The organism is Paenalicyclobacillus macrosporangiidus (assembly GCF_900116805.1).
GTDB classification, from domain to species: Bacteria; Bacillota; Bacilli; order Alicyclobacillales; family Alicyclobacillaceae; genus Alicyclobacillus_H; species Alicyclobacillus_H macrosporangiidus.
Genome location: NZ_FPBV01000004.1, coordinates 45,708 through 62,116, shown reverse-complemented (window position 1 = coordinate 62,116; position 16,409 = coordinate 45,708). Strand labels below are relative to the sequence as shown.

The window sequence follows — 16,409 nt, the reverse complement described above, 5'->3', positions numbered from 1 at the left end:
ATACACCTGTCGCTAACTGAAAACGGTGACAGTCTTTTGAACTTGCCTGGAAAACATCGGAGCGCATTCGCCCTCAGGATTTGTCTCACCTTACAGACAGGAGGCGAGACCACATGGCGGACGCCCGATCCTCTGCCCGCAGCGGGATCGCCGAGGATGTCGAGCGCTTGGCGGACCACCTGGAGCGCGTCAATTTTGGAGCGTACGCCGATCTGCTGCAGCGTCCGTGGCGCTTGGCCTGGCTCAACTGGGTCGGCGGCGTGTTTCGGGGGCTGGGCATCGGCATCGGGTTCACCATCGTCGCGGGCGTCGCGTTGATGATCCTCGACGCGTTGACCATGCTCAATCTTCCCGTCGTCGGGAAATACATCGCGGAGTTGGTGCGCATCGTGCAGGCGGAATTGCACCAGCCGACATATTGAGACGTGGAGTGGAGAGAAGGGGGTTGGTGGGATGAAGCGCTGGGAATCACAACGCCAGTGGCTGACCAGGGAGCGGGACCAGGTGCTGAACCGTCTCCGGCACAGCGGCGAGTACGGATTGGACGACCCGATGAACGACGAGCTCGGCGAACTCTCCGGTTATGACAATCACCCGGCGGACATCGGCAGCGAGCTGTTCGAACGCGGCAAGGACTTGGCCTTGCGGGACCTGGATCACATCCGGCTCCAGGAGATTGACCGGGCGCTTCAGCGGATCGCCGAAGGCGGATATGGGGTGTGCGACCGGTGCGGGCGACCCATTTCCGAGGCGCGGTTGGAGGCCAATCCGCTGGCCACCCTGTGCTACGCCTGCAAGCAGGAGGACGAACGGTTGCATCCGATGCGGGAGCGGCCGCTGGAAGAGGCGTTCCTGCACCCGGGGTTCGGCCGCACGTCCACGGACGACACGAGCGGCGTCGCATTCGACGGGGAGGACGCATGGGAGGCGGTGGCCCGCTTCAACCAGCGGCCAAGCTACGCACAGGACTACGAAGGATACGGAAAGGTCACCCTGGACGACAACGAGGGGGTCGTGGAGCAGACCGACCGGATCTCGAATGAGGCGTATAAGTCCCAGCTCCCCTGATCATCGTCCGTGGCGGCATTGTGCTCTGTTTTCCGCGTGGCGAGCCGCTCCGCAAATCGCCGCCAACGCCGTCCGGCAAATGTGGTAGACTGGGCGGTGTCGGCGATGGCCGATCCACGAACGGCGATTGGGAAGGGGAACCGACCATTGTTGTACCCGGTGGCGTTTCTGGTGTTCGTCCTCGATCAAGGCATCAAGGCCTGGATTCAAACCCACATGACGCTGGGGCAGACCATTCCGGTCATCCCCGGCGTGTTTGACATTCACTTCATCCGCAATCCCGGTGCTGCTTGGGGGATCCTTGGCCATGCCCGCTGGCTTTTGGTGGCCGTCGCGGTGGCGGTGAGCACCACCGTGGTGGCCATCGCGCGGCGGTACCGCCTGACGATGTGGAACCGCATCGGGTTGGCGCTGGTGTTGGGCGGAGCGCTGGGCAACCTGTGGGATCGCGTCACGGCGGGTACGGTGGTGGATTACCTGTATGTCGAAGCCATCCACTTTCCGGTGTTCAATCTGGCCGACAGCGCGGTCTGCGTCGGCGTGGCGATGCTGCTGCTCGGTTCGTTCCGCCAGGGCGCTGAAGCTGCCCAATCAACGGGCGAGGACAGGTCCACGGGGGAGGACCCGGGCCGATGAGCATCCGGGAGCGCTTGTGGGTGGAGGCAGACGACGACGGCGCACGATTGGACCGGTGGCTGACCGAGTCGCTGCAGGACCTCGGCTACGACGTCTCGCGCAGCCAGGTGCAGGACTGGCTGGCGGAGGGGCGTGTGCGGGCCGATCGGACGCGCCTCAAGGCGAGCGACCGGGTTCAGGCCGGGGAAGGGTACGAGGTGGACATCCCGGACCCGGAACCGATTGTCCTCGCCGGCGAGGATATCCCGTTGAATGTGGTCCACGAGGATGACGACGTCGTGGTGATTGACAAGCCCCGCGGCCTGGTGGTGCATCCGGCGGCAGGGCATTGGCAGGGGACCTTGGTGAATGCCTTGATTGGGCGCGGGACGCGGTTGTCCTCTCTGGGCGGGGATTTCCGGCCCGGGGTGGTCCATCGGATCGACAAGGACACCTCCGGGCTCCTGGTGTTGGCCAAGAGCGACCGGGCGTACCACAGCCTGGCCGCCCAACTGCGGGCGCACTCCGTGCAGCGGGAGTATCTGGCGATTGCACACGGGCGGTTGACGCACGACCGCGGCCTGATAGACGCGCCCATCGGCAGGGACCCGAAAAACCGGCAACGGATGGCGGTCACGGAAGGCGGCAAACCGGCCATCACCCACTTCGAGGTGGTCGAGCGTTTCGAGCGGTACACGTATCTGCGCCTGCGCCTGGAGACCGGCCGCACGCACCAGATCCGTGTGCACCTGGCGTACACCGGCCATCCCCTCGCGGGCGATCCGGTGTACGGCCCGCGCCACACGCTGCCCATCGAGGGCCAGGCCCTGCATGCGCACACGCTGGGGTTCGTCCATCCGGCGACCCAAATCTGGCTCTCGTTCACCTCTCCATTGCCCGCGGATATGGCGGGGCTGTTGTCCAGATTGCGTGATCGGGTCCTGTGATGGGGACACAGGGGTTGACGGGGTCCGCCCGGACTGCTAAAGTGAATTCAAATCGAGCGTCCTTTAATCCAATCCCGTGAGGTTGGAAAGGAGCCGGAAACGAGACGGGCCGGCGGGTGCCGCGTGCGGCGCGCCGAGCCTTGACGCAACCTGGTTGCGAGCGGCTGCTTTCCACCTCGGGGTGGAGGGCAGCCGCTTTTGGTTTGGAAGGAGGGCGACCATGCACACCCGCGCACAGATCAAGGCGCAGATCATGGACGCGAACGCCATGCGCCGCTCCGTCACCCGCATGGCGCACGAAGTGCTGGAGAGAAACCGAGGATTGGACGGGGTCGTGCTCGTCGGCATCCGTACCCGCGGCGCCGTCTTGGCAGAGCGGATGGCCGACAAGATGCGGGACATTGAGGGGATGAGGCCGCCCGTGTTCGCGCTGGATCCTCGTCCGTACCGGGACGATCTCGGCGCCGGACAGGGGTCCCGCGTCCCCGTGCCGGGGCTCGACATCCACGACAAAATCGTCGTCCTCGTGGACGACGTGTTGTACACCGGGCGAACCGTCCGGGCCGCGCTGGACGCGCTGATGTGCACAGGCCGGGCGCGGTGGGTCCAGCTCGCCGCCCTGATTGACCGGGGCCACCGCGAACTGCCCATCCGCGCGGATTTCGTCGGCAAGAATGTGCCGACCTCGCGCGAGGAGTCGATTCACGTGCACCTCGACGAAGTCGACGGGGAGGACGGTGTTTGGATTGTTGACCAGAGTGAATGAACATCCCCGGCGGGCGGCGGTGCGCCATCTGGTGACGACGGACGGCATGACGCGGGAGGACGTCCTGCGCTTCATCCACCTGGCCGAACACCTGCGCGGTCTGCCACGGGAGCGGCTGCGCCAGCGGTTGCCGGGACGGGTGATTGCCACACTGTTTTACGAACCCAGTACGCGCACCCGCCTGTCCTTCGAGTCGGCCGCGTTGAAACTGGGCGCGAACGTCGTGGGTGCGGAGAACGCCATCGAGAACTCGTCGGCCAAGAAAGGGGAGGCGCTGGCGGATGTCTTCCGCATCGTGGGCGCGTACGCGGACGCCATCGTGGTCCGGCACCACGAGCCGTATACGATGGCGGAGGCGGCCCGCCTGTCTCCCGTCCCTATCATCAACGCGGGGGCGGGGTGGGGCGAGCACCCGACCCAGGCGCTGCTTGACCTGTACACCATCTCCCGCGAACTCGGCCGAATTGACGGGCTGCGGATTGCGGTGATGGGCGACCTCAAGTACGGCCGGACGGTGCACTCCCTCCTGAACCTGCTGCGCCTCTTCCCCGGGGTGCGCGTGACGCTCCTGCACCTGGCGAGCCTCGGCCTGCCGGAACCGCTGGCGCACCGGCTGCGGGCGGACGGCCTCGAGTTGACGGAAGCGTCCGATGTGGCGGCGGTGCTCCCGGAGGTGGATGTGGTGTACCAGACCCGGGTGCAGCGGGAGCGGCTGGAGCGGCCGGAGGAACTGGAGGGGGCAGGACGGTTTCGCATCGGGCCCGAGGAACTCGCGCTGCTGCCGGCGCATGCGCGGATCCTGCACCCGCTGCCGCGGGTGGACGAATTGGACGCGGCCATCGACGAGGACCCGAGGGCGGCGTACTTCCGCCAAGCGGAGAACGGACTGTACATGCGGATGGCGATTCTCGACGACCTGTTGGGAGGGGATGCGGTGTGAAACGGCGGATCGACGGAGGACGCCTGCTCGACCTGACCGACGGCAGCTTGACCGGGGTGTCCGTGTTGGTGGACGACGCCAGTGGGCGGGTGCTGGCCGTCGGGACGGACCTGCCGGAGGCCGATGAGCGGATTCTCCTGGACGGAGAGGTGCTGTTGCCCGGCCTGATTGACGTGCACGTGCACCTGCGGGAGCCGGGCTTCGAGGACAAGGAGACCATCGCCACTGGCACCCGGGCGGCGGCGGCGGGCGGCTTCACGCAGATTGCCTGCATGCCGAACACCAAGCCGCCCATCGACACCCCCGACGGCGTGGCGTACATACGGAAACGGGCCGACGAGGCCGGCCACTGCCGGGTGTGGCCCATCGCATGCATCACACAGGGTCAGCGCGGGGAGCGGTTGACCGATTTCGCGGCGCTGAAGGCGGCCGGCGCCATCGCCCTGTCGGACGACGGCCGCGGCGTGCAGCACGGGGGCCTGATGCGCGAGGCACTGGCGGAGGCCGCGAAGGCCGGGCTGCCGGTGGCCATCCATGCCGAGGACGAGACGCTCTCCGGGCAAGGGGTGTTCGACCGCGGGGCCGCCGAACGGCTGGGCGTGCCCGAATCCCCCGCCGAGGCGGAGTCGGCCATGATTGCGCGCGACCTGCTGTTGGCGGAGCGGACCGGGGCGCACCTGCACATCTGCCACGTCAGCACTGAATCGGCCGTGTCGCTGGTGCGCTGGGCGAAGGCGCGCGGCGTGAGGGTCACGGCCGAGGTCACGCCCCACCATCTGCTGTTGTCGGACGACGTCATCGAGGCGGCGGACCCGGTCTACAAAGTCAACCCGCCCTTGCGCAGCGAGCGGGATCGCCTCGCGTGCCTGGAAGGGTTCCTCGACGGCACGCTCGACATGGTGGCGACCGATCACGCGCCGCACACGGAGGAGGAAAAGCGCAAGCCGCTGCTCGACGCGCCCTTTGGGCTCGTCGGCATCGAGACGGTGTTCCCGCTCCTGTATACCTATCTGGTGGGCGCCGGACGGATGTCCCTGGCTGAGCTGGTGAAACGGCTGTCGACGCGGCCCGCCCAGGCGTTTGGCCTGACGGGCGGCGTCCTGCGGCCGGGCGGCCCGGCCGACCTGGTGGCGGTGGATCTCGAAAGCGAACGCGTCATTGACCCCCAGCAGTTCTACTCCAAAGGCCGCAACACCCCGTTTCGCGGGTGGCGCGCGGCCGGTTTCCCGACCCTGACCCTGTGCGGGGGCCGCGTGGTGCATCGAATCGAGAGGGGGGTCCCCATTGGCGGGCGTTGAGATGAGGCATACGGCGCGCTTGGTGTTGGAGAACGGGGTGGTGTTCACCGGCGTCGGGTTCGGCGCGGAGGGCGAGTCGTTCGGCGAGGTGGTGTTCAACACCGGCATGACCGGGTACCAGGAAGTGCTGACCGACCCGTCCTACTGCGGGCAGATTGTGACGATGACGTATCCGCTCATCGGCAACTACGGGGTCAACGTGGACGACGTCGAATCGCGCCGGCCCTACGTGCATGGATTTGTGGTGCGGGAGTTCAGCGAGATGGACAGCCACTTCCAGAGCGTGGGGACCCTTGAATCGTACCTGAAAAGCCACGGCATCATCGGGATTGCCGGCATCGACACGCGGCGGTTGACGAAGATCATCCGGGTACACGGCACGCTGCGCGGGGTGTTGACGACGAAGGACACACCGACGGAGGCGCTGGTGGCACAACTGCAGGCGCCCCTGCCCCGGGATCAGATCACGCGGGTGACGACGCCGACGGTGTACCGCTGCCCGGGCGAGGGCCGGCGGGTGGTGGCGATGGACTTCGGGATGAAGTCGGGCGTGGTCCGGTCGTTGCTCGCCCGCGGCTGCGATGTCATCGTGGTGCCGGCGCAGACCTCGGCGGAGGAGATCCTCGCCTGGCGGCCGCACGGGGTGATGCTCTCCAACGGCCCGGGCGATCCCGAGGACGCGCCGTATGCCGTTGAGACGGTCCGCCAGCTGCTCGGCAAGGTCCCGGTGTTCGGCATCTGCCTCGGGCTGCAATTGATGGCGCTGGCGTGCGGAGCGCGGACGGTGAAGATGCGCTTCGGCCACCGGGGGGTCAACCACCCGGTCAAGGACCTGCGCACCGGCCGCGTCGCCATCACCTCCCAGAATCACGGCTATATGGTTGACCCGGCGTCGCTGCCGGGCACCGACCTGGAGCTGACGCACGTCAACCAGAACGACGGCACGGTGGAAGGGCTCGTTCACCGCCGGTATCCGGCCTTCTGCGTGCAGTACCACCCCGAGGCCCGGCCGGGCCCGGACGATTCGGACGGATTGTTCGACGAGTTCATGCAGCTGATGGACGCGGTCCAGGAAGGAAGGTGGATCCCTCGTGCCGAAGCGGACTGACTTGCGCAAGATCATGGTCATCGGCAGTGGTCCCATCACCATCGGGCAGGCGGCGGAGTTCGACTATGCGGGCACCCAGGCCTGTCAGGCCCTCCGCGAAGAAGGGTACGAGGTGGTGCTGGTCAACTCCAACCCGGCCACCATCATGACCGACCCGGAGATGGCGGACAAGGTGTACATCGAGCCGCTGACGCCGGAGTTCGTCGCTCAGATCATCCGCAAGGAGCGGCCGGACGGCCTGTTGCCGACCCTGGGCGGCCAGACGGGCCTGAACATGGCCGTGCAACTGGCGGAGATGGGGGTGCTCGAAGCGGAGGGCGTCGAGCTGCTCGGGACGCAGCTCGATTCCATCCGGGAGGCGGAGGACCGGGAACGGTTCCGCGCCCTGATGAACCGCCTGGGCGAGCCGGTGCCGGAGAGCGCCATCGTCACCTCCATGGACGAGGCGCGTCAGTTCGCCCGCGAGATCGGCTTCCCCATCATCATCCGCCCGGCCTACACCCTGGGCGGCACGGGCGGGGGCATCGCCGGGAACTGGGAGGAGTACGAGGAGATGGTCGAACTCGGACTGACCCTGTCCCCCATTCACCAGGTGTTGGTTGAACGGAGCATCGCCGGGTACAAGGAACTGGAGTACGAGGTCATCCGCGACGGGGCGGACAACTGCATCATCGTGTGCAACATGGAGAATGTGGATCCGGTCGGTATCCACACCGGCGACAGCATCGTCGTCGCCCCGAGCCAGACGCTCTCCGACCAGGACCACCAGATGCTGCGCTCGGCGAGCCTGCGCATCATCCGCGCGCTGAGAATCGAGGGTGGATGCAACATCCAGTTCGCGCTGGATCCCCGGAGCCGGAAGTATTACGTGATTGAGGTCAATCCGCGCGTGAGCCGCTCCAGCGCGCTCGCCTCCAAGGCGACCGGGTACCCGATTGCGCGCGTGGCGACGAAGATTGCGGTGGGCTACCGGCTGGACGAAATCGTCAACCCGGTCACCCAGCAGACGTACGCCTGCTTCGAGCCGGCGCTGGACTACGTGGTGACGAAGATCCCGCGCTGGCCATTCGACAAGTTCCAGAGCGCCAACCGCAAGCTGGGGACGCAGATGAAAGCCACCGGTGAGGTCATGGCCATCGGGCGGACGTTCGAGGAGTCCCTGATGAAGGCCATCCGGTCTCTGGAGATCGGGCGCGATTCGCTGCAGATGGAAGGGGCGGACCGGCTGTCCGACGCGGAGCTCGAACGGCGCCTGGCGGAGCCGGACGACGAGCGGCTGTGGCTCTTGGCCGAGGCCGTGCGCCGTGGCGTGACGCGGGAGAGGCTGCATGAGTTGACGAAGATGGACCGGTGGTTCTTGGCCAAGATCGAGCGTCTGGTGGAGGCGGAGCGGACGCTGGAGGGGCTCGCCGGCAAGGGGACGGACGGCCTTCGGGCGGAGGCAGAGACGCTGCGGCGGGTCAAGCGGATGGGGTATCCGGACAGCGTGATCGCCCGCCTGACCGGGGTGCCGGTGGACGCGGTGCGGCAGCTGTGCCGGGAGCTCGGCATCCGGCCGGTGTACAAGATGGTGGACACGTGCGCGGGAGAGTTCGAGGCGGCAACACCGTACTATTACAGTACGTACGAAGAAGAGGACGAGGTGGCGCCGAGCGCCAAGAAGAAATTGCTCGTGCTCGGCTCGGGGCCCATCCGCATCGGGCAGGGCATCGAGTTCGACTACGGGTCGGTGCACGCGGTGTGGGCCATCCGGCGGGTCGGGTATGACGCCGTGATTGTCAACAACAACCCGGAGACGGTCTCCACCGACTTCAACACGTCCGACCGCCTGTACTTCGAACCGCTGTACATCGACGACGTGCTGAACGTGATTGAACGCGAACAGCCGGACGGGGTGATTGTCCAGTTCGGCGGCCAGACGGCCATCCACTTGGCGGAACCGCTGGCGAAAGCGGGGGTGCGGATTGTCGGGACCTCGCTCGACGACATCGACCGGGCGGAGGACCGGGAGAAGTTCGACGCGCTCCTGGCGGAACTGGGCATCCCGCGGCCCGCGGGCGTGACCGTCACCTCGGCCGAGGAAGCCCTGGCGTCGGCGAGCCGGTTGGGCTATCCGGTGCTGGTGCGTCCGTCGTACGTCCTCGGCGGGCGCGCGATGCAGATCATCTACAACGATGAGGAACTCCAGGTGTATATGCGGGACGCGGTCCGCGCCTCGCACAGCCACCCGGTCCTGATTGACCGGTACGTGCAGGGCACCGAGGTGGAGGTCGACGCGGTCAGCGACGGCCAGACGGTGATCATCCCGGGCATCATGGAGCACATCGAGCGCGCGGGGGTGCACTCGGGGGACTCCATCGCGGTGTACCCGCCCCAGTCGTTGACGGAGGCGGTGAAGATGACCCTGGTCGACTACACGGTGCGGATCGCCCGCGGCCTGTCGGTCAAGGGATTGGTCAATATCCAGTTCGTCGTGCAGGGGGATCAGGTGTACGTCCTCGAAGTCAACCCGCGCTCGTCGCGCACGGTGCCGTTCTTGTCCAAGGTGACCGGCGTCCCGATGGTGGACCTGGCGATGCACGCGGTGCTCGGCGGATCGCTGGCGGAGTTCGGATACGACACGGGGCTCGTGCCGGAGCAGCCGCTGGTATCGGTCAAAGTGCCGGTGTTCTCGTTCGCCAAGCTGCGCCGGGTGGACATCACCCTGGGGCCGGAGATGAAGTCCACGGGCGAGGTGATGAGCAGCGAACGCACGCTGGCCAAGGCCCTGTACAAAGGCCTGTTGGCGGCGGGCATGGCCATTCCCGCGCACGGGACGGTCCTCGCCACCATTTCCGACAAGGACAAGGAGGAAGCGTGGCCCATCCTCAAGGGTTTCGCGGATCTCGGCTACCGCATCGCGGCCACCGAGGGAACCGCGCGCTTCCTGCGCAAGAAGGGCCTCACGGTGCGCGTCGTCAACAAGCTGGCGCAGGGTACGCCGAATTTGGCGGACGACATCCGCGACGGGAAGATTCAGTTGGTCATCAACACCCTGACGAAGGGGCTCAAGCCCGAGCGGGATGGTTTTCGCATTCGCCGCACCGCGGTCGAGCACGGCGTGCCGTGCCTGACGTCGCTGGATACCGCAGCATCCCTGCTGGAGGTGCTCTCCACCATCCGCTTCGCCACCGTGCCGCTTCAGCCGCCGGCCACGCGGGCGGACCACGGACGAAACGCGGCGGATGCGTCTTCGCAGGTGGAGGTGGGCCGGTGAGCCAAGCGCTGCAGGCGTTGTTGTGCGAGCCCCGGTACGACGGCGTCCGGCGCGCCACCTACGTGGCGCTGGACGTGCCGACGTGGACGCAGGCGGAGGCGCTGGTGCATCGATTCGGGGCTGCGGTCGACGGATACAAGGTGGGGCTGGAGCTGTTCTTCGGCGACGGCCCCACCGCCCTGTCGGCCCTGCGGTCGATGGGCAAGCGCGTGTTTCTCGACGTGAAGCTCCATGACATTCCGAACACCGTCGCGGGGGCTCTGCGCGCTATCGCCCGTTTCGAGGTCGAGATGGTCAACGTGCACGCGTCGGGCGGTCCGGCCATGCTGACGGCTGCCCGGGAGGCGCTGGACCGGGCGGCGGAGGCATCTGGTGTGGTGCGGCCTCTGCTGGTGGCAGTGACGGTGCTCACGAGCCTCGGTGCGTCGGACCTGGACGCCTTGGGCTGGACGGGGCCACAGGCCGAACCGGGGGCCTTGGCGGAACGCTGGGCCGGCTTGGCGGTCCGTTGCGGCCTCGACGGGGTGGTGGCGTCGGCGCTCGAGGCTCGCCGCATCCGCGCGTGCGCGCCGCCGGGATTTGAGATCGTCGTGCCGGGCACTCGCCCCGCGGGGGCCCCGCGCCACGACCAGGTGCGAAGCCTCACGCCGGGGGAGGCGATGAAAGCCGGCGCCACGCGCCTGGTGCTCGGCCGGGCGGTGACGCGAGCGGACGATCCGCTGTCGGCTCTGGCGGCCGTCTGGGTCGAGATGGCCGGGGCATGAACCCGGACGAGAATCCGCACGGACGGGACCGGGCGGGGCATCGTATCACAGGCATCCCATGCAACATGGCCGCCCGCGCCGAAGTGGCACGGGCGGCCGCTATGTACGGGAGAAACCGAGGGGTCAGGCGATGGTCGGGCCGGGCACCTGGTTCCACGTCTCCTTGGTGCGTTTGACAGCGCCCCCGACCAGCACGGTGCCGTCGCTGTCGATCCGGTACTCGTAGAGGGCCAGCGGTTCCGGCGCCGGCGAGGTGTCGGACGGGACGCCGTAGATGTTGTACACGCTGTCGTGGCAGGGACAACGGAACCAGTACTGGCCATTGCCGTACTTCGGCGCGACCGACTGTCCGTTGTCTTCCGAGCCGTCCACGTGGCAGCCCAGGTGGGTGCACACGTGCGACATGATCATCAAGCGGTTCTGGTACTTGATGACGTAGACGTCGTTCGGTTTGTCCTGGGAGTTCCACGCGTCGTCAATGTGTTCCGTAAACTTCACGTGTTTCGGCAGCTTGTCGTCGAAGTCGGACACCTTCCAGGTGGTGCGTGAGAAGTTGGCGCTGCCGCTGCGGTGCAGCGGATCGAACGCGCTGACGATCATCGGCGCCGCCACCAAGGTCCCCATGAATGCGCCGGTGCCGCCGAGGACGTAGGTCAGGAACTGGCGCCGGGTGAGTCCCCGCTGCTCGTCGAGGCTCACGTGCGGCTCGGTGTCGGGTTGCAGCGGTGCACCCTGCTTGTGCTCCATAAGACTGCCTCCTTGCCTGCTCTGACGTCTCGCATGACGGATCTGGCTGCCCGCGCAAGTCTCGCAGGGCAAAAATCACGGAAGAAATCGATAAAGGCACTAGTTTCATCTTACCATGTGCGGCAGGGGCTTTCACGTGGAATTGTGGACATTTTGTGGAGATTGCGCAAACAGAACGGCGCGCCGCCGGAACCCTCCGGCCGCGCGCCGCAACGCAGATGAACAAGGTTAGACCCAGCCGCGCCAGCGCATCGCCTCGGCGAACGGTTTGATGCCGACCATGTAGGCGGCCAGGCGTGTCGAGACGTGATACCGCTCCGCGGTCCGGAGGATGTTGTGCACGGATTGCACCATCATCGCCTCCAGGCGCTGGTTGACCTCCTCCTCGGTCCAGTACCATCCCTGGCTGTTCTGTACCCACTCGAAGTAGGATACCGTCACGCCGCCGGCGTTGGCCAACACGTCGGGGACGATGAGCACGTTGCGTCCGGCGAGGATCTCATCGGCTTGCGGCGTCGTCGGACCGTTGGCCGCCTCGACGATGATGGATGCCTGGATATCGTTGGCGTTGTCCGCGGTGATCTGGTTCTCCAGGGCGGCTGGGACCAGGACATCGCACGGCTGGACGAGGAACTCCTCGTTTGGTATGACATTCGAGAAGTTGGGGGTGACCATGCCGAAGGAGTCCCGCTGTTCCAGAAGGGAGGGGATGTCGAGCCCCTCCGGATCGTACAGGCCGCCGCCCGCGTCGCTGACGCCCACCACCTTGACGCCCATCTCGTGCAGGATGGCGGCGACGTTGCTGCCGACGTTGCCGAATCCCTGGATGAGGACGCGCAGATCCTGGAGCGACCGCTTGCGCGCGGCTGCCGCCTCGCGCATGGCGATGCACACGCCGAGCGCGGTCGCCTTCTCGCGCCCCTGTGAACCGCCGAGCACCAACGGTTTCCCGGTGATGAATCCGGGTGAATCGTATTCGCGGATGCGGGAGTATTCATCGTACATCCAGGCCATGATCTGCGGGTTGGTGTACACGTCGGGCGCCGGGATGTCCTTGGTGGGACCGACAATCTGGCTGACCGCGCGGACGTACCCGCGTGCCAGGCGCTCCTGTTCATGGACCGACATCTTGCGCGGATCGCAAATGATGCCGCCCTTGGCACCTCCGTAGGGCAGGTTGAAGATGCCGCATTTGATGCTCATCCAGATGGACAGCGCCTTGACCTCATCGAGGGTGACGTTGGGGTGGAAGCGAATGCCCCCTTTGGTCGGGCCGATGGCGTCGTTGTGCTGGGCGCGGAATCCGGTGAACACCTCGACATGGCCGTCGTCCATGCGCACGGGGATGCGCACGGTCAACACGCGGATGGGTTCCTTGAGCAGCTCATACACCGTATCGGAGTAGCCGAGGCGGGTGAGTGCGGTGTGCACAGCCTCCTGGGTATTGGCCAGTACGTTCTCGTCGGCGGCGGGCATGCTGGCGCCTGCCGCCAGCCGTTTGCTGACTTTCGTGGACATGACGGGTACGCTCCTCTCCATGGACCCCGGGTTGTCCCGGGACACGGGTCGCTCGGTTTCATCATAAATCACACGGGGCAGGATGGAAAGTGTGAAACCACCGGGAAAGGGAGGGATGCGGATGTGGTTGGGGGATTGGCGGGCGGAAAGACGGCTGCGGGCGGGCTGGCAGTGGATGGCGTCCTCCCAGGTGGTGCACCTGGTGGTCGCCGCGGCCATCGTCGTGGCCGTGTTCGCCTGGACGCCCGCGGTGTTCTCGGGGGACACCGACACGGCCCGCAACTATCTGAATACCATCGTTTCCTCCCTCTCGACCATCCTGGCGCTGTGCATCTCCATCATCCTGGTGGCCATCCAGCTGACCGCGAGCAATTACACCCACCGGGTGCTCGACTTTTTCATGCGCCTGCCGTACAACGTCTCGCTGTTTTTCATCTATCTGGTCACCATCATGCACAGCTTCTTCCTGCTGACCAAGATCACCGACACCGTCAACGAACCGCTCCCGGCCGCCCTGCGGCCCGAAATGAGCGCCGACCTGGTGTTGGTGATGATCTGCTTCCTCAGTCTGTTGGGGTACATGTACGCGGTCGTGCAGCTCCTCAAGCCGGAGCGCATCATCCATCTGATTGTGCGCGAGTACGGACGCGCCTTCCAGCGGGGCGACTACCGGGCCGCGCTCGACAATGTCGAACAGATCTGCGACATCGCCAAGCGCGCCGCATCCTTCAACGACTCGCTGACGGGCATGCGCTGTATGGACGTGATGCTCCGGATCGCCGCCAGGCTGCCGCTGCCGCAGGACCGGGACGACGGTCTGTTGGAGATCCACCGCAATTTAGTGGAACAGTGGGTGGAGATGGTCGGCGTGGCGGCCAAGGAGAAGGAGACCGGGCTGCTCAACGGCGGCCTGGACGCCCTTTACGCGCAGGGCCAACTGTACGTCGAGGCGGAGGCCTGGCCGGCCGCCGAGTTGGTCATCCGGGCGTTTCGCCATCTGACGTTCACCCACCTGTTCGTGGAGGGGCAGGTGTTCTACGTGGAACGGGTCGCGCGGCGGCTCTACTTGCTCGGCCTGTGCGCGGCACGCCAGAGCCGGCGGGGGCAGACGTTCTGCGTCCGCACCTGGGAGGTGATTGCCACCATCGGGGAGTCTCTCTTCTCGTCGCAGCCTGCGGGCGCGACGTCGCTCCTGTCGGGATTCCTGCTGGTGGAAGAGCTCGAGGACACGCTCGAAGCCCTCACCGCGCAAGAGGTTCAGGTGGAGGCGCTGGGGCTGTACATGGAACTGTGGAAGGCTTTCGCGGCGACCGCAAGCGTGCGTGACGTGGCGCGCTGGGCCGTCTGGTGGGCACGGCGCCGGGACGCCGGCGGCCTGCGCGGACACGGCCAGCGCTTGGCCGTGCTCCTCGCGCATCATCTCGGACGGACCGACGTGGCCGAGACCCTGGGACATCTGTGGCGTCTGCGCCTGTCGCCGGACGAGGTCGCCGAGACGGCGCGGCGCTTTGACGCGCAGCGGACGTCCCTGTTGGACGGCTGGCCGTGGCCGACGGTACCCGAGGGTTGAGTGGTCAACCCCGCCGTTCGATGCGGCGCCCGAGAATCGCCTCGATGCGGTGCCGGTCGGGGTGGACGTAGAGGGTCTTCTGGTGATCGTACAGCACGAAGCCTGGGCGCGCCCCGTTGGGCTTCCATACGTGTTTGATCCGGGTGTAATCGACGGCCACGCTGCCCGCCTCGCGGCCGCGGCTGAAGTACGCGGCGAGCAGGGCGGCTTCATGCAGGGTATTCTCGGGCAACTCTCGGCCGCCCAACTGGATGACCACGTGCGATCCCGGCAGGTCCTTGGCGTGCAACCACACGTCCTGGGGCTGGCTTTGGCGCAAGGTGAGCCGGTCATTTTGCGCGTGGTTGCGGCCGACCCGGATGACCAACCCGTCGCTGCTCTCGTACGCGTCCGGGTGTCCGGGGGCGCCGTCCCGCGGGCGCCCGCCCGTGGCCGTCCGGGTGCGGCGCGCCTTCAGGAATCCCTGTTGCGTCAACTCCCGGCGGATGGCCGCCAATTCCTCCGGCCGTGCCCCTTCGACGTACAGCAGAATCTCCTCCAGATACCGCAGGTCCTGCCGGGCCTGCGCCAGCTCGGCCTCGACGCGGGGGATGGCGCGTTTCTTGCGGCTCGCCTGGTGGAAGTAGCGCTGGGCGTTCTCGATGGCCGTGAGCGCAGGGTCGAGCGGGATGTGAAGCGGCGCACCGTCCGCGTAGAAGTTGGGCAGCGTCACCTCGCGGGCCCCGCGGGGCACCAGGTGGGGATAGCTGAGCAAGAGTTCCCCCTGCACGCGCAAGGCGTCGTGATCGAGCGCCTCCGCCCGCTGCTGCTCCAGATTGGCGATCTTCCCGCGCAGGCGGTCCAACTGCTTCTCCACATCCCGCGCCAGCGCCTGGGCGAGCCGCGACGTCTGGCCGCGTTCGAGCACCTTGCTGTACAGGCGGTCCAGGGCCTCGTCGAGGTTCCCGACCATCTCGTGCCCGGCGCAGTGGGTGAGCCGGAAGGGGGCCTCGGCGACAGGCCATCCCAGGTCGTCCAGACCGAGCGTCGCCGGTTCCCGCCGCTCCAGGGCGGCGGTGAACACCTCGCGCAGGGCGGCCGCCACGCCGGCGGGATCGCAATCGCCCGCCCGAGCGAGCACCTCGGCCGCCGTGACCGTTCCCGCTCCAGCGACGAGGCTGGCCAGGGCGCGGGATCGGCGTTTGGTGTCGAGCGCGCACAGTTCCAGACCCGCGATGTCCGACTCGGTCACCTCGTCATACGCCTTGCGGGGGAGCGGCGGCGCGGGGTGGTACGGAAGGCCGGGCAGCACCTGGCGGACGCGGCTGAGATCGGCGTCCACGTGGACGACGCTGTCGACGATGCGCCCCAGCCGGCCCGTTTCGTCCGCTTCCACCAACATGAGGTTGCTGTGCTTGCCCATCATCTCGCAGACGAGCGCGTACTGGACGCGGTCGCCGATCTCGTTCAGCGCTTCGACGTGGATCTCCAACACCCGGTCCCAGCCCTGCTGGCGGATGGCGGTGATTCGCCCGCCTTCCAGCCGTTTGCGCAGCATCATGCAGAACATCGGCGGCTCTTCGGGGTTCGCCGGCCGGGCGTGGACGAGTTGGTGGACGCGCGCTAACGCCCGGTGGGCCGACAGGAGCACGCGGTGCACGCCGGTTCGCGTGCGCAGGGTCAGCACGATCTCCCGCTCGCCCGGTTGATGGATCTTCTCGATGCGCGCCCGTGCGAATCGTTCATTCCAGTCGGCGCACAGCACCGCCAGCGCCAGTCCGTCCATGTCCCCATCCCTCCTCGTACAGCCATGGCTCCCCTGAGTATACCATC

Annotated in this window: 14 protein-coding genes; 11 read left to right on the top strand and 3 right to left on the bottom strand. The window is 66.9% G+C overall.

The genetic code is table 11. The features are described 5' to 3' along the window. Positions 1–113: 113 nt before the first annotated feature. The 10 genes from BM357_RS04835 to pyrF all read left to right on the top strand — a co-directional run bounded on the left by BM357_RS04835 (position 114) and on the right by pyrF (position 10,762). On the top strand, positions 114–422 hold the full coding sequence (locus tag BM357_RS04835) for a DUF5665 domain-containing protein (RefSeq protein ID WP_074950206.1): 309 nt from the start codon (positions 114–116) through the stop codon (positions 420–422). 31 nt (positions 423–453) lie between these two features. Further along, positions 454–1,068: a TraR/DksA C4-type zinc finger protein gene (locus BM357_RS04830; RefSeq protein ID WP_074950204.1), complete on the top strand. Its 615-nt coding sequence runs from the start codon at positions 454–456 to the stop codon at positions 1,066–1,068. Between the two features lie 105 nt (positions 1,069–1,173). After that, positions 1,174–1,704: a signal peptidase II gene (gene lspA, locus BM357_RS04825; RefSeq protein ID WP_074950202.1), complete on the top strand. Its 531-nt coding sequence runs from the start codon at positions 1,174–1,176 to the stop codon at positions 1,702–1,704. Then, on the top strand, positions 1,701–2,630 hold the full coding sequence (locus BM357_RS04820; protein WP_074950200.1) for an RluA family pseudouridine synthase: 930 nt from the start codon (positions 1,701–1,703) through the stop codon (positions 2,628–2,630). The genes lspA and BM357_RS04820 overlap by 4 nt, the downstream gene beginning before the upstream one ends. 220 nt (positions 2,631–2,850) lie before the next feature. Next, entirely contained in the window at positions 2,851–3,396 is a 546-nt protein-coding gene (pyrR, locus tag BM357_RS04815; protein WP_074950198.1) for a bifunctional pyr operon transcriptional regulator/uracil phosphoribosyltransferase PyrR, read from the top strand. Beyond that, on the top strand, positions 3,377–4,336 hold the full coding sequence (gene pyrB / locus BM357_RS04810) for an aspartate carbamoyltransferase (protein WP_245783843.1): 960 nt from the start codon (positions 3,377–3,379) through the stop codon (positions 4,334–4,336). Before pyrR ends, pyrB begins: the two co-directional genes overlap by 20 nt. Then, on the top strand, positions 4,333–5,634 hold the full coding sequence (locus tag BM357_RS04805) for a dihydroorotase (RefSeq protein WP_074950196.1): 1,302 nt from the start codon (positions 4,333–4,335) through the stop codon (positions 5,632–5,634). The genes pyrB and BM357_RS04805 overlap by 4 nt, the downstream gene beginning before the upstream one ends. A gap of 1 nt (position 5,635) precedes the next feature. Further along, positions 5,636–6,742 (top strand): glutamine-hydrolyzing carbamoyl-phosphate synthase small subunit, encoded by a 1,107-nt coding sequence (carA, locus tag BM357_RS04800; protein WP_074950453.1) that lies wholly within the window; start codon positions 5,636–5,638, stop codon positions 6,740–6,742. After that, complete coding sequence (carB, locus tag BM357_RS04795) at positions 6,726–9,998, top strand: carbamoyl-phosphate synthase large subunit (protein WP_074950194.1); 3,273 nt, start codon at positions 6,726–6,728, stop codon at positions 9,996–9,998. Before carA ends, carB begins: the two co-directional genes overlap by 17 nt. Then, on the top strand, positions 9,995–10,762 hold the full coding sequence (gene pyrF / locus BM357_RS04790) for an orotidine-5'-phosphate decarboxylase (protein WP_245783842.1): 768 nt from the start codon (positions 9,995–9,997) through the stop codon (positions 10,760–10,762). Before carB ends, pyrF begins: the two co-directional genes overlap by 4 nt. Positions 10,763–10,885: 123 nt before the next feature. Here the strand turns inward: pyrF and BM357_RS04785 are convergent, their stop codons facing one another. After that, a complete protein-coding gene (locus BM357_RS04785; protein WP_074950192.1) occupies positions 10,886–11,509 on the bottom strand; it encodes a QcrA and Rieske domain-containing protein in 624 nt (207 codons plus the stop codon). A gap of 228 nt (positions 11,510–11,737) precedes the next feature. Further along, complete coding sequence (locus BM357_RS04780; protein ID WP_281245566.1) at positions 11,738–13,027, bottom strand: Glu/Leu/Phe/Val family dehydrogenase; 1,290 nt, start codon at positions 13,025–13,027, stop codon at positions 11,738–11,740. 121 nt (positions 13,028–13,148) lie between these two features. Here BM357_RS04780 and BM357_RS04775 point away from each other — a divergent pair, with 121 nt between their 5' ends. After that, positions 13,149–14,597 carry a DUF2254 family protein gene (locus BM357_RS04775; RefSeq protein ID WP_074950190.1) on the top strand — a complete coding sequence of 483 codons (1,449 nt, stop codon included), beginning with the start codon at positions 13,149–13,151 and terminating at the stop codon, positions 14,595–14,597. Between the two features lie 4 nt (positions 14,598–14,601). Here BM357_RS04775 and BM357_RS04770 read toward each other — a convergent pair whose 3' ends face one another. Then, positions 14,602–16,362 (bottom strand): Rqc2 family fibronectin-binding protein, encoded by a 1,761-nt coding sequence (locus BM357_RS04770; RefSeq protein WP_074950188.1) that lies wholly within the window; start codon positions 16,360–16,362, stop codon positions 14,602–14,604. Between the last annotated feature and the right edge of the window lie 47 nt (positions 16,363–16,409).